The 19,200-nt window shown below is 70.4% G+C and carries 18 protein-coding genes and 1 pseudogene; 2 read left to right on the forward strand and 17 right to left on the reverse strand.

The genetic code is table 11. From position 1 onward, the window contains the following. Positions 1 to 5: 5 nt before the first annotated feature. The 4 genes from frr to rpsB form a co-directional block, all read right to left on the reverse strand. A complete protein-coding gene (frr, locus tag C9992_RS03175; RefSeq protein WP_106814115.1) occupies positions 6 to 560 on the reverse strand; it encodes a ribosome recycling factor in 555 nt (184 codons plus the stop codon). Between the two features lie 51 nt (positions 561 to 611). Beyond that, positions 612 to 1,331, reverse strand: a complete 720-nt coding sequence (gene pyrH / locus C9992_RS03180; RefSeq protein WP_106814116.1) for a UMP kinase — start codon at positions 1,329 to 1,331, stop codon at positions 612 to 614. Between the two features lie 84 nt (positions 1,332 to 1,415). Next, a complete protein-coding gene (tsf, locus tag C9992_RS03185; RefSeq protein WP_106814117.1) occupies positions 1,416 to 2,243 on the reverse strand; it encodes a translation elongation factor Ts in 828 nt (275 codons plus the stop codon). Positions 2,244 to 2,348: 105 nt separating this feature from the next. Continuing rightward, positions 2,349 to 3,230 (reverse strand): 30S ribosomal protein S2, encoded by an 882-nt coding sequence (rpsB, locus tag C9992_RS03190; RefSeq protein ID WP_106814118.1) that lies wholly within the window; start codon positions 3,228 to 3,230, stop codon positions 2,349 to 2,351. A 332-nt stretch (positions 3,231 to 3,562) separates the two neighbouring features. Here rpsB and C9992_RS03195 point away from each other — a divergent pair, with 332 nt between their 5' ends. Continuing rightward, positions 3,563 to 4,117 carry a murein hydrolase activator EnvC family protein gene (locus C9992_RS03195; RefSeq protein ID WP_106814119.1) on the forward strand — a complete coding sequence of 185 codons (555 nt, stop codon included), beginning with the start codon at positions 3,563 to 3,565 and terminating at the stop codon, positions 4,115 to 4,117. Between the two features lie 3 nt (positions 4,118 to 4,120). On the opposite strand, the gene C9992_RS03200 is transcribed toward C9992_RS03195, so the two are convergent. The 11 genes and pseudogenes from C9992_RS03200 to C9992_RS03250 all read right to left on the reverse strand — a co-directional run bounded on the left by C9992_RS03200 (position 4,121) and on the right by C9992_RS03250 (position 14,230). Continuing rightward, the gene (locus tag C9992_RS03200) at positions 4,121 to 5,026 is read right to left on the reverse strand and encodes a tyrosine recombinase XerC (RefSeq protein WP_106814120.1); all 906 of its coding nucleotides are present in this window, start codon (positions 5,024 to 5,026) and stop codon (positions 4,121 to 4,123) included. Between the two features lie 64 nt (positions 5,027 to 5,090). After that, positions 5,091 to 7,121 carry a hypothetical protein gene (locus C9992_RS03205; RefSeq protein WP_106814121.1) on the reverse strand — a complete coding sequence of 677 codons (2,031 nt, stop codon included), beginning with the start codon at positions 7,119 to 7,121 and terminating at the stop codon, positions 5,091 to 5,093. A gap of 56 nt (positions 7,122 to 7,177) precedes the next feature. Continuing rightward, positions 7,178 to 7,972, reverse strand: coding sequence for a hypothetical protein (locus tag C9992_RS03210; protein ID WP_106814122.1), 795 nt, complete (start codon positions 7,970 to 7,972; stop codon positions 7,178 to 7,180). 127 nt (positions 7,973 to 8,099) lie between these two features. Then, positions 8,100 to 9,284 (reverse strand): DNA-processing protein DprA, encoded by a 1,185-nt coding sequence (gene dprA, locus C9992_RS03215; protein WP_106814123.1) that lies wholly within the window; start codon positions 9,282 to 9,284, stop codon positions 8,100 to 8,102. Next, positions 9,281 to 10,804, reverse strand: coding sequence for a YifB family Mg chelatase-like AAA ATPase (locus C9992_RS03220; RefSeq protein WP_106814124.1), 1,524 nt, complete (start codon positions 10,802 to 10,804; stop codon positions 9,281 to 9,283). The genes dprA and C9992_RS03220 overlap by 4 nt, the downstream gene beginning before the upstream one ends. After that, on the reverse strand, positions 10,801 to 11,169 hold the full coding sequence (locus C9992_RS03225; RefSeq protein WP_106814125.1) for a YraN family protein: 369 nt from the start codon (positions 11,167 to 11,169) through the stop codon (positions 10,801 to 10,803). Before C9992_RS03225 ends, C9992_RS03220 begins: the two co-directional genes overlap by 4 nt. 108 nt (positions 11,170 to 11,277) lie before the next feature. After that, on the reverse strand, positions 11,278 to 11,601 hold the full coding sequence (locus tag C9992_RS03230; RefSeq protein WP_045297888.1) for a DUF2469 family protein: 324 nt from the start codon (positions 11,599 to 11,601) through the stop codon (positions 11,278 to 11,280). Between the two features lie 61 nt (positions 11,602 to 11,662). Next, positions 11,663 to 12,322 carry a ribonuclease HII gene (locus tag C9992_RS03235; protein WP_106814126.1) on the reverse strand — a complete coding sequence of 220 codons (660 nt, stop codon included), beginning with the start codon at positions 12,320 to 12,322 and terminating at the stop codon, positions 11,663 to 11,665. Then, positions 12,319 to 13,094 (reverse strand): annotated as a pseudogene (lepB, locus tag C9992_RS03240) (signal peptidase I). Before lepB ends, C9992_RS03235 begins: the two are co-directional and overlap by 4 nt. Positions 13,095 to 13,218: 124 nt before the next feature. Next, entirely contained in the window at positions 13,219 to 13,566 is a 348-nt protein-coding gene (gene rplS / locus C9992_RS03245; protein ID WP_106814127.1) for a 50S ribosomal protein L19, read from the reverse strand. Positions 13,567 to 13,735: 169 nt separating this feature from the next. Continuing rightward, positions 13,736 to 14,230: an MFS transporter permease gene (locus tag C9992_RS03250; protein ID WP_106814128.1), complete on the reverse strand. Its 495-nt coding sequence runs from the start codon at positions 14,228 to 14,230 to the stop codon at positions 13,736 to 13,738. A gap of 116 nt (positions 14,231 to 14,346) precedes the next feature. Between C9992_RS03250 and map the strand changes: the two genes are divergently transcribed. Further along, the gene (map, locus tag C9992_RS03255) at positions 14,347 to 15,129 is read left to right on the forward strand and encodes a type I methionyl aminopeptidase (protein WP_106814129.1); all 783 of its coding nucleotides are present in this window, start codon (positions 14,347 to 14,349) and stop codon (positions 15,127 to 15,129) included. Here map and treZ read toward each other — a convergent pair whose 3' ends face one another. Together treZ and treY are read right to left on the reverse strand one after the other, a co-directional pair. Beyond that, a complete protein-coding gene (gene treZ / locus C9992_RS03260) occupies positions 15,130 to 16,863 on the reverse strand; it encodes a malto-oligosyltrehalose trehalohydrolase (RefSeq protein WP_235007951.1) in 1,734 nt (577 codons plus the stop codon). Beyond that, complete coding sequence (gene treY / locus C9992_RS03265; protein ID WP_106814611.1) at positions 16,860 to 19,196, reverse strand: malto-oligosyltrehalose synthase; 2,337 nt, start codon at positions 19,194 to 19,196, stop codon at positions 16,860 to 16,862. Before treY ends, treZ begins: the two co-directional genes overlap by 4 nt. Positions 19,197 to 19,200 lie beyond the last annotated feature (4 nt).

The following is a 19,200-nucleotide window of genomic DNA, read 5'->3' on the forward strand; positions in this document are numbered from 1 at the left end:
ACACCTCAGACCTCGAGGAGTTCCGCCTCTTTGCGCTTGAGCGCCTCGTCGATCGCGTCGACGTGGGCACGCGTGAGCGCGTCGAGTTCCTTCTCGGCACGGGACAGCTCGTCCTCACCGACCTCGCCCTTGAGCGCGTCGATGTCGTCCTTGGACTTGCGACGGATGCCGCGCACGTGCACCTTCGCGTCCTCGCCCTTGCTGCGCACCAGCTTGACGTACTCCTTGCGGCGCTCCTCGGTGAGCTCCGGCATGGTCACCCGCACGAGGTTCCCGTCGTTCGTCGGGTTCACGCCGAGATTCGGGATGTCACGGATGGCCTGCTCGATCGCCTTGAGCGCCGACTTGTCGTACGGCGTGACGATGAGGGTGCGGGCCTCGGGGTTGTTGATCGACGCGAGCTGCGCCAGCGGCGTCGGCGTGCCGTAGTAGTCGACGAGGACCTTCTGGAACAGCTGGGGGTTCGCCCGACCGGTGCGCACCGTGGCGAAGTCCTCCTTCGCAGCCTCGACGGCGCGGTCCATGCGCTCTCCGGCATCGGCCAAGACGTCCGCGATCACAGTGTCTCCTTCGCGTAGATGGGGCTCGTCAAGTCTATCGGCGGCGGCCGTTCACGCCGTGACCAGTGTGCCGATCGACTCGCCCAGCAGCGCCTTGGTCACGTTGCCCGCCGGCTCCATGCCGAACACCCGCATGTCCATCTTGTTGTCCATGCAGAGGCTGAAGGCTGTGGAGTCGACGACCTTGAGGCCGCGCTGCAGCGCATCCAGGTACGTGATCCGGTCGATGCGCGTAGCCGAGGCATCCTTCTTCGGATCCGCCGTGTACACGCCGTCGACGCCGTTCTTGGCGACCAGCACCTCCTGGGCGCCGATCTCGAGGGCCCGCTGGGCGGCGACGGTGTCGGTGGAGAAGTAGGGAAGGCCTGCGCCCGCGCCGAAGATGACGACACGGCCCTTCTCCATGTGGCGCTCGGCGCGACGCGGAATGTACGGCTCGGCCACCTGCGTCATGGAGATCGCCGACTGCACCCGGGTCGCCGCCCCCGCCTGCTCGAGGAAGTCCTGGAGCGCCAGCGCGTTCATGACGGTCCCCAGCATCCCCATGTAGTCGGCACGGCCGCGGTCCATGCCCCGCTGGCTGAGCTCCGCACCGCGGAAGAAGTTGCCCCCGCCGACGACCACGGCGATCTCGACACGGTCCACCGCGGCGGCGATCTCGCGGGCCATCTGGCTCACCACGTCCGGGTTCACCCCGAGCTGGCCACCCCCGAACGCCTCACCCGACAGCTTCAGGAGGACGCGCCGGCGTCCGGTGTTCTCATTGATCACAGTGGTCCTCTCGTCATCGACAAACTACCGAAGGGCATGAGAAAAGGCCCGCACCGGAATGCCGATGCGGGCCCTCTCAGAGTCTCAGGCGCCGACCTTGAAGCGGGCGAAGCCCGTCAGGGTCAGACCGGCGTCCTTGGCGACCTGCGCGACGGAGAGCTTGTTGTCCTTCGCGTAGTCCTGGTCCAGGAGAGCCACCTGCTTGAAGAACGCGTTCACACGCCCCTCGACGATCTTCGGCAGCGCCGCCTCGGGCTTGCCCTCGTTGCGCGAGATCTCGGTGACGATCTCGCGCTCCTTCTCGACCTCGGCCTCGGGGACCTGGTCGCGCGAGAGGTAGGTCGGGTTGGCGAACGAGATGTGCTGCGCGAGGCTGCGCGCCGTTTCGGCGTCGTCACCCGTGTAGGCGAGCACCACGCCGACCTGCGGGGGCAGGTCCTTGCTGGTCTTGTGGAGGTAGATCTCGAACTTGTCGCCCGACAGCGTGGCCACGCGACGCAGCTCGACCTTCTCGCCGATGATGGCGGCTTCGTCCGAGATCAGCTCGGCGACGGTCTGGTTGCCGGCCGGCGCGGCCAGGGCGTCCTCGGCGGAGTCGGCGTGGGCAGCCGCAGCCGCGTCGAGGACCTTGTCGGCCAGGGCGATGAAGCGGTCGTTCTTCGCGACGAAGTCGGTCTCGGTGTTGAGCTCGATGATCGTGACCTGACCGTCGACCTCCTTCGCCGCGACGAGACCCTCGCTCGTGGAGCGGTCGGCGCGCTTGGCGTTGCCCTTGGCACCCTTGAGGCGCAGGATCTCGACGGCCTTCTCGAGGTCGCCGTCGGCCTCCTCGAGCGCCTTCTTGGTGTCGACCATGCCCGTGCCGAGCTGCTCGCGCAGCGCCTTGATGTCGGCGATCGTGAAGTTTGCCATGGGTGGCGGCTCCTTGGTTGGTGTGAGTTCTCGTGGATGCCTCGGCGGGACCGTCCGGACGGTGGCGTCCGGGCGATCCCGCCGAAGCGGAGTATGTGTGCGGGCTTACTCGGCGGCAGTGGCCTCGGCGGCCTCGGGGGTCGCCTCCGCGGCCTCGGCGCCGGCCTCGTCATCGGCAGACTCGGTGGCAGCCGTCTCGACCTCGGCGACGTCTGTGACGACCGGCGCGCCCTGCTCGAGCAGCTCGCGCTCCCAGTCGGCCAGCGGCTCGGCGTCGGCCGACTCGTCGGTGGGCTGGTGACGCTGGATCAGGCCCTCGGCGGCGGCGTCGGCGATGATGCGGGTGAGCAGGCCCACCGAGCGGATCGCGTCGTCGTTGCCCGGGATCGGGTACTGGAACTCGTCGGGGTCGGCGTTGGTGTCGAGGATGCCGATCACCGGGATGCCGAGCTTCGAGGCCTCGTCGATCGCGAGGTGCTCGCGCTTGGCGTCCACGACCCAGATCGCCGACGGGGTCTTCTGGAGGTTGCGGATGCCGCCGAGCGACTTGTGCAGCTTGTCGAGCTCGCGCTTCTTGAGGAGCAGCTCCTTCTTGGTGAAGCCGCTCGCAGCCGGGTCTTCGAAGTCGAGCTCCTCGAGCTCCTTCATGCGCGCGAGGCGCTTGGACACCGTCGAGAAGTTGGTGAGCAGACCGCCCAGCCAGCGCTGGTTGACGTAGGGCTGGCCCACGCGGGTGGCCTGCTCGGCGATGACTTCCTGCGCCTGCTTCTTGGTGCCGACGAAGAGGATGGTGCCGCCGTGGGCGACCGTCTCCTTGACGAACTCGTAGGCCTTGTCGATGTAGGTCAGCGACTGCTGCAGGTCGATGATGTGGATGCCGCTGCGCTCCGTGAGGATGAAGCGCTTGACCTTCGGGTTCCACCGGCGGGTCTGGTGTCCGAAGTGGACGCCGCTGTCGAGCAGCTGGCGAATGGTGACGACGGCCATAGCCGTTCTCCTGTTCCGGCGCGTGCGCGCCTGTTGCGGTTGGTGTCGCGCCGGCGAGGCCGGCGAGCCTGGTGCCCGGCTCCGTCCCGCTCCACGCTCGCCCGGAGGCGATCACGGAGACCGATGGGATGGATGCCGCGCCTCAACCCCTCGTGAGTCTCGGGGCGTGCGGCGCTGTGGGCACGCGGAGTCACCCCGACAAGCGGAGTGCGGGTCCAGTGTACCAGGGCACGGGGCCACCGCCTCCTCCTCCGTGCCCCGGGCGTCCGGGTTTTCCCCCGATGCGGGCGCCCGCACGCCGTCCCCGCGCCGGCGACGGCAGAGTGGGGTCCATGACCGACACACGTGCGCGACGTCGACGACGCGCAGGAGTCGCCATCGCACTGCTGGCGGGCATGCTCACCGTCTCGCCCCTGACGGCCAGTGCAGCCACGGATGCGGCCGTTCACGCCACCGACGACAGCGTGGCGGTGCAGCCGGCCGGTGACTGGCTGTGGCCCGCGCAGCCGTTTCGTCTCGTGAGGCCGTTCGTGGCGCCCGCGCACGAATACGGACCCGGCCACCGCGGCATCGACCTGGAGCCGTTGGAGGGTGACGAGGTCCGCGCTCCGGCCGCGGGCGTGGTCGCCTTCTCCGGACCGGTGGCCGGACGAGGCGTCCTCACGATCGACCACGGCGGCGGCCTCGTCTCCACGCTGGAACCGGTCGACTCAGACCTCGCACCCGGCACGGCCGTCACCGCCGGCTCGCCGGTAGGACGCCTGTCCCGCGGTGGTCATGCACCCGCAGGGAGCCTGCACTTCGGTGTCCGGCTCGACGGGCGCTACATCAACCCGCTCGCCCTGCTCGGCGGCATCCCGCGTGCGATCCTGCTCCCCTGCTGCTGACCCTCACGCGCGCGGGTGCGCGAGGCGGTACGACGCGGCGAGGCGCTCGCTCGAGACGTGCGTGTAGATCTGCGTGGTGCCCAGACTCGCGTGGCCGAGCATCTCCTGCACGGCGCGCAGATCCGCGCCGCCGTCCAGCAGGTGCGTCGCCGCCGAATGGCGCAGCGCGTGCGGACCCACCGCCCCGCCGAGCTCGGGACCGAGCTCGCGCGCGACCACGTCGTAGACGGCGCGCGGTCCGATCCGTCCACCCCGCGCGCCGAGGAAGAGCGCATGCTCGGAACCCCCCGCCGTGCGCCGCGCGAGCAGCTGAGGCCTTGCGCGGACGACGTACGCGTCGAGTGCGCGCTGCGCCGGCAGCCCGAAGGGGACGACCCGCTCCTTGGACCCCTTCCCGAGGACGCGCGCCGTCCGCCGGTCATGATCCACGTCGCCGATGTCGAGGCCGCACACTTCCGAGACGCGCACCGCGGCGCCGTAGAGCAGCTCGAGGATCGCGTGGTCACGCAGGGCGAGCGGATCGCCCTGCGCCGCGCCGGCAGCCATGCGTGTCAGCACCTGGTCGAGCGTGTCCGCCGTGGCGACCTTGGGAAGGGTGCGTCCGCGTTTGGGAGCGATCAGGCGGAGGCTCGGATCGGTCGGGATATACCCCTCCTCCGTCGCCCACGCGAAGAGCCCGCGAGCGGCCGCGGTGCGGCGTGCGATGGTCGAGCGCGCCTCGCCGCGCTGTACCGATTCCCAGAGCCACTGCCGCAGGTGCTCGAGGTCGACGTCCGGCAGGCCGATGTCGCCGCATGAGGCCGCGAGCGCCGCCAGATCCGAACGGTACGCCTTCACGGTGGCGGGAGAAAGCCGTCGGACGTCGGCCAGATGCCGCGCGTACGCCTCTGCTGCCTCGTCGATCCTCACCCTGCCAGCTTGCTCCCCGGGACCGGCGATCGCGACGCGCCGCTCCGCAGCGGCGCGTCGCAGGTCACTCGCCGCCCTTCTCCACCAGCTTCTCCGCGTCCTCCTGCAGACGAGCGTTCAGCGCACCGAGGTCATTGGCGAGCACGGCCCGCGCGTCCCTGATGAGGTCGGGATCCAGCTTCACTCCGGGCACGTGAGGAACGTCGTCGCTCCAGGTGTCGGGGATCTGGCACGCGGTGAGCTCTTCGAGGGTCGGATTGTGCAGCAGGACATTCGCCTCATTCGCGTCGTCCCACACGCAGCGGAACTGCACGTTGCCGATTCCGGCACCCGGTTTCGCGTCGAGGTGGCCGTTCAGCACGTTCTCGGCTCCGTAGGTCGTCATATCGATCGGAACCATGACCGTCGTCCCCGTGACGCGGTACCACGAGCCGCCCTCGCCGTAGAAGTAGATGTCGCCCTGGTAGACGTTCCACGCGTCGAACTGGACGTAGGAGCCGACAGCACCGAAGGGAATGGACGGGTATTCCACGAAGCTATATTCGAGCCCCTTGGTCAGGTCGTATCCGTACGAGGTCTCGGAGCTGATCTCGATGCCTTCCTTCTCCGTCACTCCGGGCACGAGCTCCACTTCGACCTCATACGTGTACTTCAGCCCGAAGGTATGCTCGACCGAGTCAGTCACCTTCCGAGTCCAGGTCTTGTCGAACTTCCACTCCATGGCCTCCGGCTTGCCCTGGGTGTTCGGCTGCACGCCGATGACGCTCGCCTCCGCGGCATCCGCGACGTGTAGGGCCGGCTTGCCGATGGTCTGGATGCAGCCGTCGCCGCCGTCCCCGCACGCTGCGGTGATTCCCCGCAGCTTGGCGTCGGCCTGGTTCGTGAGCGTGTCGATGACCGCCATCCGCACCTGGAAGGTCGTGTCGTCGTACGTGTGGATATTGGGCTTGGACATGGCGGTCGGCTCGCAGGTGAAGGGAGTGCGCTCCACCACCTTCTTGCCGGTGGTGTTCGGGTCGCCGAAGTAGATCGAGCAAGATGCCGAAGGCTCGCTCCCCTGGTGGTACTTGTAGTTCTCAGCCCAGCCGTCGATCCAGTACGGTGTCGGCTTGCCGTCGAGGTAGATGCGGTAGTTGAAGGTCGCCTGCGCATGCGTGTCGGGCTCGGTCTGCGACACGCCGAAGTTCTGCTGCGCCGCCATCCAGGTCAGCTGGCCGCCGTTCGGGATCGTCGCATACGCGAGCTTGCGCTGCTCCTGGACCGAGGCGTCGAGCGGGTACCAGGCGGTCCCGTTCATGATGATGCGACGCTGCTGATTCGCGGTCGAGAACGTGCCCTCGCCGAGCGAGATGGCGGGGCCGGTGCCGTCGTTGCGCACATCGATGATCCCGGTGATCGTCGACCAGTTCAGGAGCGACACGGTTCCGCCCGCCAGCACGGCGCCCGAGGCGCTCTGCGCCGACGCGCCCTCGCAGGTGAAGGGAGAGTCGTTCTGCAGATCGACGGCCACCCCTCCCTTGAGGATCTCGCAGTCGGTGCGCACGCTGATGGAACCGCTGACGCGGGCGATCGCCGACGTGTAGCGCACCGTGTAGCCGGTGGACGCGCCGTGGTCGATCAGCTCCGCCGTGAAGGTGACGGCGTGGTGTCCGTCCGCCGGCATCGGATAGTCCCACTGCAGGTAGTGGGTACCGCTGTCCGACCAGTCGTAGTCCGCCTCCGAGGTGACGTCGGTTTCGACATGGCGGGCGACGGGCTGGACGCCGGCCCCGAAGGCGTACTGAAGCTTGAAGCCGGTCGCCGTGGTGGGCACGGCGCTGCGAGCGATCGTCTGCGTGGCGCGGGGCAGCGACGCTGCCTCCGTCGGAACGGGCGCCGGTTGCTCGGGTGAGTCGGGCGACGACGGCGTCGGCTCGCTCGGCGCCTCGGGCACGGGTGAGGTCGGCGTCTGAGTGGGCTCCGGGGGCGCGGGGGTGGCGTCCTGCGCGAACGCCGGGCTGCCGAAGAGCGCCGTGGCGAGGACGCCGACGATCCCGATCGCGGCGAGGGACAGGCGCTGTCGGCGCGGGGTATGGAGCGTTCTCGTGCGGTTCATTGTGGCGATCTCCTCGATGTCTGGTGCAGGGTGTGGTGTCAACTCGAGATCGGCAGTCAGCCTGTCTCGGCCTGGTACCACTCCTGGAAGGCGTCGAACGAGCTGCGAAGCTGGGCTGCAGCCTCGGCGGCGTCGCCCGCGCCGCCGTCGAGAACGGCATCGTGCACGTCGTCCACCGCTTGGAAGGCGGGCACGAGCTCGATCAGCACGCGGCCCGCGTCGCTCTCGAGGTCGAGCTGAGCCGCGAGCACGACTTCGGCGAGCGCCTCGGCCGTGTGGCCGGACGCCCGACGCGCCGCTGCGCGGTCGTCCGCGGCGATCGCGGCGTCCAGCTCGGCGAGCCGCTCCTCGGCGTCCTGGTAAGGGGTCCGCGACAGTGCCCGGTCGGGGACGACGTCGAGGTACGGACCCGGATCAGCGGCGAGGAGGGGACGGAAGGCCGTCAGCGCAGCGTCCTGGTCGCCCTTCGCCACCGCATCGGCGACAGCGACGACGCCTTCGAACGTCGCCACCGACTCCGCGTAGTCGACGTCGTCGACCGCTGCATGGTCGAGCGTGGCTGCTGCCGCTTCGAGCGTCGCCGCGGTCACGACCCAGGCGTTGTCGAAGTCGTTCTCGAGCCAGTCGCCCAGAACGGGCAGCGACAGGGCGTACGCCTGTTCGGGCGTGGCCGCGGGCCGGAGCTCCGCGTCGGGCGCCGCGGGCGATGGGTCGGCGGCCCGCGGCTCGGTCTGCGTGCGGAGCGACCCCACGACGCCGACGCCGATCAGGACGCCGACGACCGCGAGAGCTGCGACGCCCGCCAGAATGAGCGCACCGCGTTTACCGCGGGACGTAGGAGTACCGGTCATGTCTTTGACGCTAACGAGCGGGTCTTCTTGTCTCAGGAGACCCAAGTCCCCAGATTTCCCTCACGCGGCGCCGGTGCTCTCGGGTGCGGATGGCGCACCTGGGCGAGCCCGCGAATCCGTTGCCGGTTCACACCGCGTTGCGCGTCAGTCGCCAGCCGGCCGGGGTCCGCGTGGCGCTGCCTTCGAGGTGCAGCAGTCCGAGTATCGCCTCCGCGTCCTCGGGCGCCATGCCGGCCCGGCGGGCGATCTCGGCCGCATCCCGCCACGTGCGTGTGCTCATCGCGTCGCGGACCCTCGTGCTCTGATCGGTCGGCGCCCCGGCATCCGGTGGCGCGGACGGCGCGCCGATCCCCAGCATCTCGCGGACGTCGTCCGCGCTGGTGATGCACTGCGCCGCGCATTCGCGGATCAGTCGCAGCGTGCCGGCCGATGCGGCCGAGGTGATCGGCCCGGGAACCGCGCCCACCGGCCGCGACAGCGAGTCCGCGTGGTTCGCCGTGTTGAGAGAGCCGCTGCGCCATCCGGCCTCGACGACCACGGTGGCCGCCGACACCGCGGCTATCAGGCGGTTGCGTTGGAGGAACCGCCACTTGGTCGGCGCCGTGCCGCACGGGACCTCGCTGATCACCAGTCCCGAACGCGCGACGTCGTCGAGGAGCTGCGTGTGCCCCGCCGGATAGGCGCGCTCCGCTCCGCCGGCCAGAAGGGCGGCGGTGAGCCCGTCGGCCGCAAGGGCCGCCCGGTGCGCGGCGCCGTCGATGCCGTACGCACCGCCCGACACCACCGCGACACCGTTCGCGGCGAGCTCGGCCGCCAGCTCCATGGCGACATGATCGCCGTACCGTGTGGACGCGCGTGCGCCGACGATCGCGACCGACGCCCGCAGGCGCGGGAGCGCCGACAGATCTCCCCGCACCCAGAGGCACAGCGGAGCGTGCACCTCGAGGTCATCGAGCTGCGCCGGCCACCTGTCATCATCTCGCGTGACCAGCTGCACACCTCTGACGGCCGCGATGCGGATGGCGTCAGTGACAGCCTGCATGGAGAGCCGCGGCACCCAGCGCTTGCGCGCATCGGAGAGCTCACGCGGCGTCAGCTCGGGCAGGGCGCCGCCGGCGAGGACCGCCTGTAGCGCTTCGACGGGACCGCGCGCGGCGATGAGTCGTCCCGCGACCGAATCACCGGGCTCGGTGGCGTGCGACCACAGCACGGTCGCGTAGCGCCGGCGTGCGGTCTCGTCGTCGCCGGGGGCGGGCCCGAGCGGCGCGAGCGTGCGGCGCGCGGCATCCGCTGTCAGGTCGGGGCCGGTCACAGCGCGATGCCCTTCTTGAGGTACAGCGCCCTCCCGACATGCTCGGCCGTCAGCTGCGCGCGGCCGTCGATGTCGGCCAGCGACCATGCCACGCGCAGGACGCGGTCGTATCCCCGCAGGGTCAGCGCCCCCCGATGGAGCGCGGCATCCAGCGGACGGCGGACGACCGGCGGCGGTGCCGCCGGACCTTCGCGCAGCCACGCACCCGGCACGTCCGCGTTGACGCGCCACGGCGTGTCTTTCAGCCGATGCCGCGCGCGGGCGCGGGCTTCGGCGACGCGTCCGCGAGCGACCGCGGTCGAGGTGGCCTGACCGGTGCCGCGCTGCGCCACCGACACGCGGGTGAGCGTCAACTCGATGTCCATGCGGTCCAGCAGCGGGCCGGACAGGCGCCCGAGGTATCGGCGGATGGCCGCGGGAGGGCACACGCAGGTGCCGCCGCGGATGCCGTAGTCGCCGCAGGGACAGGGGTTCGTTGCGAGCACGAGCTGGAACCGTGCCGGGTAGTGGGCGTGGGCGCCGGCGCGGTGGATGCTGATCGATCCGGACTCCAGCGGCTGCCGGAGCGCGTCCAGCGCACTCGCGGCGAACTCGCCCGCCTCGTCGAGGAACAGCACTCCTTCGCTCGCACGGGCGATCGCACCGGGCCGCAGCACGCGCGACCCACCGCCGACCAGGGCGGCGATGCTGGCGCTGTGGTGAGGAGCCTCGAACGGCGGAGTGCGGGAGAGTTCCACGACCCGCGAACCAGACAGGCTCCGGATGCAGGCGCTCGCCAGCGCGGCACGATCATCCAGCTCGGGGAGGATGCCCGGAAGCCGGCGGGCGAGCATCGTCTTGCCTGCTCCCGGCGGACCGCACATGAGCAGATGGTGCCCACCGGCTGCCGCCACGATGAGGGCCTCGACCGCTTCGCGTTGGCCGATCACCTCCGCGAGGTCGGGAACCTCGGCAGGCGGCTCGTCGTCGTCGAAAAGCGCGACAGGCATGTCATCGGGCACCTCGACTTCGCCGCCGTGCCAGGCGACGACCTGTGCCAGATTGACCGCGGCGAGCACGTCGATGCCGTCGACGAGTTCGGCTTCGGGTCCGTTCGCATGAGGCACGACGACGCGGCGGTGTCCTGCCCGCCGCGCGGCCACCACGGCGGGCAGTACGCCCGGCACCGGTCGCAGCCGGCCATCGAGCCCCAGCTCGCCGATGTGCACCGCCGACGCCACGGATGCGGCATCCATCGAGGACTCGGTCGCCAGCGACGCGATCGCGATCGCGACGTCGAAGCCGGAGCCCTGCTTGGGCAGGCTCGCCGGCGACAGGTTCACCGTGAGACGGCGTCGCGGCAGTGGCGTCCCGCTGTTGGCGCAGGCGTTGTGCACGCGTTGCACCGCCTCACCGAAGGCCTTGTCGGGCAGCCCGATGATCCGGAACTCGGGCGTCTGCTTGGAGAGGTCGGCCTCGACCTCGACGCACTCGCCCTCGGCACCGACGAGCGCAACCGCCCAGGTCCGCGCGACGTTCACGGCACCTCCACGTCGACGAGGTGCTCCAGACGCGCCGTCTCGGGGTGCCGGCCGATCAGGCCGACCGCGTCGATGCGCAGCCGCCGTCCGCGGAGGAGCTCGCGGTGCGCGCCGGCCCATGCCATCGCCAGTCGCCACAGCCTCGTGCGCTTGCGTGCATCGATCGCCTCGAAGGGGTGGCCGAACTCGTCGCCCCGCCGCGTCTTGACCTCGACGACCACCACGGTGCCGGCGTCGCCGACGATGAGGTCGAGCTCCCCCTCTCGGCAGCGCCAGTTGCGGGCGAGGACGGTGAAGCCCAGCTCCTCGAAGTAGCGGGCGGCGCGGTCCTCGCCGGCGCGCCCGAGCACATCCTTGTCTGCCATTCCGGCATCGTCCCGCGCGCGTGGGGCGGCGCGGGCACGACCGGGGCGCATCGGTTCACAACCGGCGCAGAACCCGCCTCGGCACCTGCCTGGGGAGGAGGCGCGGGCTCAGGTGTCGAGCGAGAGCTCTTCGGGCAGGTGGAAGTCGCGGCGCGAGAGCTCCTCGACGTTGACGTCCTTGAACGTGAGCACGCGGACGGCCTTGACGAAGCGGTCCGCCCGATAGATGTCCCAGACCCAGACGTCGGACATCGAGATCTCGAAGTAGAAGTCGTGCTCGGTGTCGCGGCGGACGACGTTGACCTCGTTGGCGAGGTAGAACCGCCGCTCCGTCTCGATCACGTACTGGAACTGCGAGACGACGTCCCGGTACTCGCGGTACAGCGCGAGTTCGAGCTCGCGATCGTAGTCTTCGAAGACCTCGTCATCCATGGTGGTTCCATCCTATGGGCGCGGCCGGGCCGCGTGACCCGCGGTCCGCGGGCGGCGAACGTCAGAACAGGGTCGGCGCGTCCGCGATGGACCACGAGGCGCGGTGGTGGCGGCTGATGCCGTGCAGCCGGATCGCGTCGCGGTGGTCGGGGCTGGCGTATCCCTTGTTGCGCGCCCAGTTGTACGCGGGCAGCTCGTCGTGCAGGTCGGTCATGAGCCGATCCCGTGCGACCTTGGCGATCACCGACGCGGCCGCGGCCGACGCGCAGTCCCGGTCGGCCTTGATCACGGGGGTCACCCTCAGCCCGTGTCCGCCGGCAGGGCTGATGTAGTCGTAGTTCCCGTCGAGGATGACGATGGCCTCCTCGGGCACGATCCCGTGCGCGCGCAGGTCGGCCAGCGCGCGCAGCGAGGCCAGCCCGAGGGCCCGCATGATGCCGATCTCGTCGATCTCGGCGGAGCTGGCCCAGCCCACCGCGCTGGCGGCGACCCAGGTCGCGGCGCGTGCGGCGACGTCTGCGCGACGCAGCTCGGGAACGAGCTTCGAGTCCCGCAATCCCTGGGGGATGCGCTTGCGCGACCGTGTCGCGTCGATGACCGCAGCGCCGACCGCGACCGGGCCCGCCAGCGCACCGCGGCCCACCTCGTCGCACGCGATGACGATGGCATGCTCCCGCAGCAGACGGCGCTCGAGGGTCAGCCGCGGCTCCGCGACGGTCACTGCGAGCCGTCCTCCCCGGCCGGTTCCGGGACGCCCGCGAACACGTCGTGATGGAAGTCGAGCAGTCCGAACCGGTCGAACGGCCAGGTGACCAGGAACGCGCGACCGACGAGGTTGTCGATCGGCACGAACCCCTTCCCCGGCTGATCGGTGTTGTACCGCGAGTCCTTGGAGCGGTACCGGTTGTCGCCGAGCACCCACAGGCTGCCCTCGGGCACGGTGATGTCGAACGGGTCGGCGGACGCCGCCGCCTCGGCGTTGGGAAGCTTCAGGTAGCCGCTCTCGTCGATGGGCACGTCGTTCACGGTGATCTGACCGATCGCATTGCAGCACACGACGTGGTCGCCGGGCAGCCCGATGATGCGCTTGACGAGGTGATCGTCGCTGTCCGGGGCGGCCAGCCCCACCAGCGAGAGCACCCACTCGACGCCCTCGACGATGGCGGGCGGGCGGGGGCGGTGCTCGGCGGCAGCCACCCACCCGGGTCGCGGAAGACCACGATGTCACCCCGTTCGTACCCGCCGAAGCGCGGCGTGATCTCGTCGACCAGGATGCGGTCGTTGACGTGGAGCGTGTCCTCCATCGATCCCGAGGGGATGTAGAACGACCGGACGACGAACGTCTTGACGACCAGCGACACGATGACGGCGATCAGGATGATCACCACGACGTCGCGGAGGAAGACGAGCCAGCCGCGCCGCCGCGGCCGGGCGCCGGCCACGCTCTGGGCGCCGGGGGCCGGCTCGGCCGGAGCCGACTTCTCGGTCGTCATGCGTTTCCTTCACGGACGACGTCGGTCGCGGCGCCCGCATTCAAGGGTCGCACATTCCGGCTCGCCCGGAGAACGACGAAGCCCCGGACCACGGGTCCGGGGCTTCGGGACGGCAGTGCGCCTGTCAGTTCTCGCGCTTCTCCTTGATCTTGGCCTTCTTGCCTCGGAGGTTGCGGAGGTAGTAGAGCTTGGCGCGACGCACGTCGCCGCGGGTCACGACCTCGATGTGGTCGATCACCGGGGAGTGCACGGGGAAGGTGCGCTCGACGCCGACCTGGAAGCTGATCTTGCGGACCGTGAAGGTCTCGCGCACGCCGTCACCCGAACGGCCCAGGACGACGCCCTGGAAGACCTGGATGCGGGAGCGGTTGCCCTCGGTGATGTTGACGTGCACCTTGACGGTGTCGCCCGGGGCGAAGTCGGGGATGTCGGAGCGGAGCGAAGCCGCGTCGACGGCGTCGAGGATCTGCATGATCGTCTCTCTCTGCGGCCGCCACAGGTCGACCGCGGGAAGGGTGGGAAAAGGATGCGGTGTGCCGAAGGCCTCCGGCGTGACGCCGTCCAGCTGGTTCCCCTGAGGCAGAACCGGTCAGGGCACAAACATCCATTCTGCCATGGATGCCGCACCCGGCCAAAACACGTCAGCCCGCGGGAGGCGTGCGCTTCTCGGTGACGATGAAGACGTCCCGATCGGCCGCCTCGGCACGCTCCTCCTGCGGCGGGATGTACGCCATCCCGTCCGAGGTGTGCAGCACGAACCGCGACGGCCTCGCCTCGCTCCACAGCTGCCACAGCGCGAGCCAGAACAGCGCCACCCCGGCGACGATCGCCAGCACCATCACCGGCGCCCACCACGCCTCCGCGAAGAAGCCGAGGGAGACCACCAGCGCCTGCCAGACGGTGAACCCGAGGACGTCCCACCATGAGACCGCCCGGTGCGCACGCACCGTCCCCCGTGCGCGGACAAGAAGGGTGAGCAGGAGCTGCCACAGGAACACCCCGGGGATGGCGAGGAACAGCACCCACAGGAACGCCCAGCCGCCGGCGTTGAACACGGCCCAGCCCACGAGCAGCCACAGTGGCAGCAGGAAGGCCGACGGGATCAGCCAGCCGAAGAACACGCGACGCAGCCACATGTCTCAGATGGTACGCCGGTGCGCCCCCGCCGTGGCGGTCGCCGCCGAGCCGCCGAGCATCCTCCCAGCCCGGCCTCGGCTCATCCGACAGAATGGAGGCGAACGAGAGGATCCCCATGATCGAGCTGCGCACGCCCGCCGAGATCGAAGCGATGAAACCGGCGGGGCGGTTCGTCGCCGAGACACTGGCGACGTTGCGCGATGAGACGAAGGTGGGCACCAATCTGCTGGCGATCGACCGCCGCGCCCATGACATGATCCGCCGCGCCGGCGCCGAGTCGTGCTACATCGACTATCACCCCTCGTTCGGCGCGCGTCCGTTCGGCAAGGTCATCTGCACGTCGGTGAACGACGCGGTGCTGCACGGCCTGCCGTTCGACTACGCGCTGCGCGACGGGGACCTGGTCTCGCTGGACTTCGCCGCCTCCATCGACGGCTGGGTCGCCGACTCCGCCGTCTCGTTCGTGGTCGGCACACCGCGCGATGAGGACCTGGCACTCATCGACACGACCGAACGGGCACTGGAGGCCGCGATCGCCACCGCGACGGTGGGCAATCGCATCGGCGACATCTCCGCCGCGATCGCGACCGTCGCACGCGCTGAGGGCTACTCCATCAACACCGATTTCGGCGGCCACGGCGTGGGGCACGAGATGCACGGCGATCCCCACGTGGCCAACGACGGCAAGGCGGGGCGGGGCTATCCGCTGCGTGCCGGTCTGGTGCTCGCGCTCGAACCGTGGTTCCTGCAGACCACCGACGAGCTGGTCACCGATCCGGACGGCTGGACTCTGCGGTCGGCCGACGGCTCCCGCGGCGCCCACTCCGAGCACACCGTGGCGATCACGGAGGCGGGGCCGATCGTCCTGACGGATCGCTCCTGGCTGGGCGTCCGGTAGTCACTCCCCTGAGGCGGTGATCACGGCCGCGGAGCGCGGCGGGAGCACGACCGAGGCGTCCTCGAGGCGCACCTCGCCGTCCGTCGCCAGGAGCACATGGCTCGCCCCGCCCGCCGGCACCGTCACCGGTGCGGTCGAGAAGTTGACGACGATCTCGGTGCCCCTGCCCCGTTCGAGCCGGAACCACCGTCGCTCCTCGTCCGCCGTGGCGGCCAGACGCCGGAAGTCCGGGTCGGCCAGTTCGGGGCGGCGACGGCGGAGTGCGATGAGGTCGCGGTACAGCGCCAGGATGCGGGCGTGCACCCCCGCATCCCGCTCCTCCCAGCGCAGCCGCGAACGTTCGAACGTCGCCGGGTCCTGCGGGTCGGGCACGACGGACTCGTCCCAGCCCATCTGCGCGAACTCCGCCTTCCGTCCCCGCGCCGTCGCTTCCCCGAGCGCGGGTTCCGGATGCGACGTGAAGAACTGCCACGGCGTGCTCGCTGCCCACTCCTCGCCCATGAAGAGCATCGGAGTGAAGGGTGAGAGCACTGTCAGCACCGCGGCGATCGCGAGGCCGCCCGCGTCGAGGGTCTGCGAGAGCCGGTCACCTGCTGCCCGGTTGCCGATCTGGTCGTGGTCCTGAGAGAACGTCACCAGCCGCCACAAGGGAATCCGCGGGTCGATCGGGCGGCCGTGGGCCCTTCCCCGGAACGAAGACCACGTGCCGTCATGGAAGAACCCGCGGGTGGATGCCTTGACCAGTGCGCTCAGCGGTGCGAAATCCGCGTAGTACCCGGTGGTCTCCCCCGTCAGCGCGACGTGCAGCGCGTGATGATAATCGTCGCTCCACTGCGCGGTCAGGCCGTAGCCGCCCGCCTCCCGCGCCGAGATGAGTCGCGCGTCGTTCATGTCGGATTCGGCGATGAGGGTGAGCGGACGGCCGACGTGCGCGCTGAGCGCATCGACCGCTTCGGCCAGCTCTTGCAGAATGTGCTCGGGGCCGCGGTCCAGCAGTGCGTGCACGGCATCCAGGCGCAGGCCGTCCACGTGATGGTCCCGCAGCCACATGAGCGCGTTCTCGATGATGTACCGCCGGACCTCGTGCTCATCCAGGTCGACGGACGAGCCCCAGGTGTTGGCCTCCTCGTCGCGCAGGTACGGTCCGAAATCGGGCAGATAGTTGCCGCTGGGCCCGAGGTGGTTGTAGACCACGTCCTGGATGACGCCGATGCCCACCCCGTGGCAGGCGTCCACGAAGCGCTGGTACGCGGCCGGACCGCCGTACGGCTCGTGCACCGCGTACCAGAGGACGCCGTCGTAACCCCAGTTGTGCACGCCGTTGAAGCCGTTCACCGGGAGCAGCTCCACGAAGTCCACGCCGAGGTCGACGAGGTGCTCCAGTCGTCCGGCGGCCGCATCCAGGGTCCCCTCGGGCGTGAAGGTGCCCACGTGGAGCTCGTAGATCACGCCGCCCGCCAGTTGCCGGCCGGTCCATGAGCTGTCGCTCCATCGGTGCGCGCCGGGATCGAACACGGCGCTGAGATCGTGCACGCCGTGCGGCTGCCGACGCGATCGAGGATCCGGGCGCGCCGGGCCGCCGTCGAGCACGAACCCGTATTCCTCGCCGTCGGCGAGATCCAGGTCGGCGCGCCACCAGCTGCCGTCCGCTGCGCTCATCGGCACGTCGGCGCCGCGGCCGGGCACCCGCAGCGAGACCGCGCCGGCGCGCGGGGCCCACACCCGGGGGATCACGAGGACGCCCTTGCCGTGAGGAGGGCGACCGGATAGGTGTCCAGCAGCTCCGCCAGGGCGATGTGCCCGGTGAAGGTGCGTCCGGTCAGGACGTCGGTCGTCGGCCCGGCGTGCCGCAGCAGGGTTGTGTCGCCCCACGGGGACCCGCCGTCCGTCGAACGGCGGACCAGCCCCACGGGCAGGCGCGTGGCGACCGCGACAGCGCCGCCGCGGTCGACCGCGATCGCGTGTATCGCGGCCCCGCCGACGACCGTCATCGGCTTGTACCGGGTGAACAGGTCGGCGCGGTCGCGTCGAAGCCGGAGAGCGCGAGAGGTGACGAGCAGCTTCGCCGCGCCGCTGCGGTCGACAACCGGCCGCTCCCCCGCGTCCAGACGGGCCAGCAGACGGCGACGCTCCTCGAAGTCGACGGCGCGGCGGTTGTCGGGGTCGACGAGGCTCTGCTCCCACAGCTCGCTGCCCTGGTACACGTCCGGCACGCCGGGGCCGGTCAGCTGGAGCAGCTTGGCCGACAGCGAGTTGGACCAGCCGGCCGGCTCGATCTCGGCGACGAACGACTCGACGCGGGCGGCGACCGACGGGTCGTCGAAGACGGCATCGACGGCGGCGTGCATGCGGCGTTCGAACTCCTCGTCGGGGTCCAGCCACGTCGTCACCTCGGCGGCCTCCCGCGCCGCCTTCTCCGCGTACGCGTGCAGCCGCTCCCGCGATGCCGGCCACGCACCCACGATCGCCTGCCAGAGCAGGGCGTCGAAGGGTCCATGGCCGCTGGACGCGGCATCCGTCAGCTCTTCGAGCACCCGTCCCCACCGCTCCGGGATCTCCGACAGCACGGTGAGGCGGGCCCGTACGTCCTCACCGCGCTTGGTGTCGTGCGTGGAGAGGGTGGTCATCGAGTGAGGCCATGCGGCAAGACGAGCGGCCTGCGCGGCGTGGAACTGATCGACGGTGAGGCTGAACTGCGACGGGTCACCGCCCACTTCCGTCAGCGTTCCCAGCCGGGTCGCACGGTAGAACGCGGTGTCTTCCACCCCCTTGGCCATCACCATGCCGCTGGTCTGCTGGAACCGCAGCGCGGCCGGATGGCGCGGGTCGCGCAGGGCGCGCAGCACGGCCTCGAGGGGCCCTGCGAGATCGGGGCGGTGGGCGCCGACCGCCGCGGCCGCGTCGTCCAGGTGTGATTCACCGGCCGGCAGGTACGACCGATAGACCGGGAAGCGCGACAGCAACTCCGCGAGGACGTCCTCCGTGGCTGGATCGTCGGGCCTGCCGAGCTCGCGGGTGAGCCGGCGCACCTCCGAGTGGAGGATGCCTTCGGCCACCGCCCGCTTGGTCGCCGCGACGACATCCGACCAGGGTAGCGAGGGGGGAAGGCCGGTCCGCTCGCGCAGGCGCGCATCCAGCGCGTCCAGGGGCTCCTCCCCCGCGGGATCGACGAGCACGCGGTCGATGTCGCCGAGCGCCTCGTATCCGGTCGTGCCGTCCGTGGCGAAGAAGGACGGAAGGGCTTCCCCGCGCTCGAGGATCTTCTCGACGACGACGTACCCGCCGTCGGTGAGGGCGTCCAGCCGCTCCAGGTACTCGGCCGGTGCGCGAAGCCCGTCGGGATGGTCGACCCGCAACCCGTCGACCAGGTCGTCGTCGAACCACGAGCGGATCTCCGCGTGGCTCTCCTCGAAGACCGCGGGGTCCTCGATCCGCACGGCAGCGAGACTGGAGACCGCGAAGAACCGGCGGTAGTTCAGATCCGACGCCTCGCGCCGCCAGTGCATGAGCTCGTAGTGCTGTCGCTCGTGGACGCGCAGCACATCGTCGGTCTCGGACGCACTCCCGGGCGCCAGCGGGAAGCGATGCTCGTGATAGCGCAGCTCCCCCGCTTCGACACGGAACGCACCCGACGCCGCGGCGGCGGCGAGGTCTTCTCCGAGCACGGGCAGGCGCACCTTGCCGCCGCCGAACTCCCAGTCGATGTCGAACGCCTCGGCGTACCGGGAATCGCGGCCGAGCCTCAGCACGTCCCACCACCACGGGTTCTCATGGGCCCGTGCGACCCCGACGTGGTTGGGCACGACATCCACGAGCACGCCGCGACCCGCGTCGTGGAAGGCGCGGGCCGCGCGCTCCAGCCCTGCCCTGCCGCCCCGCGCCGGGTCCACCGACGTCGGATCGACGACGTCGTAGCCGTGATCGGATCCCTCAGCCGCCTTCAGGAGCGGTGAGAAGTACACCCAGTCCGCGCCGAGGTCGGTGACGTACTCCTGCAGCGCCGCGGCGTCCTCCAGCGTGAACGACGGGCGGATCTGCAGACGGTAGGTCGACGTGGGACGTCGGATGCGC

The sequence above is a fragment of the Microbacterium timonense genome, assembly GCF_900292075.1.
GTDB classification, from domain to species: Bacteria; Actinomycetota; Actinomycetes; order Actinomycetales; family Microbacteriaceae; genus Microbacterium; species Microbacterium timonense.

Coding starts and splice junctions, on each gene's coding strand:
- tsf (WP_106814117.1), bottom strand. CDS start 2,243: ATGGCAAACTTCACGATCGCCGACATCAAGGCGCTGCGCGAGCAGCTC.
- rpsB (WP_106814118.1), bottom strand. CDS start 3,230: ATGGCCGTCGTCACCATTCGCCAGCTGCTCGACAGCGGCGTCCACTTC.
- C9992_RS03195 (WP_106814119.1), top strand. CDS start 3,563: ATGACCGACACACGTGCGCGACGTCGACGACGCGCAGGAGTCGCCATC.
- C9992_RS03205 (WP_106814121.1), bottom strand. CDS start 7,121: ATGAACCGCACGAGAACGCTCCATACCCCGCGCCGACAGCGCCTGTCC.
- C9992_RS03210 (WP_106814122.1), bottom strand. CDS start 7,972: ATGACCGGTACTCCTACGTCCCGCGGTAAACGCGGTGCGCTCATTCTG.
- C9992_RS03225 (WP_106814125.1), bottom strand. CDS start 11,169: ATGGCAGACAAGGATGTGCTCGGGCGCGCCGGCGAGGACCGCGCCGCC.
- C9992_RS03230 (WP_045297888.1), bottom strand. CDS start 11,601: ATGGATGACGAGGTCTTCGAAGACTACGATCGCGAGCTCGAACTCGCG.
- rplS (WP_106814127.1), bottom strand. CDS start 13,566: ATGCAGATCCTCGACGCCGTCGACGCGGCTTCGCTCCGCTCCGACATC.
- C9992_RS03250 (WP_106814128.1), bottom strand. CDS start 14,230: ATGTGGCTGCGTCGCGTGTTCTTCGGCTGGCTGATCCCGTCGGCCTTC.
- map (WP_106814129.1), top strand. CDS start 14,347: ATGATCGAGCTGCGCACGCCCGCCGAGATCGAAGCGATGAAACCGGCG.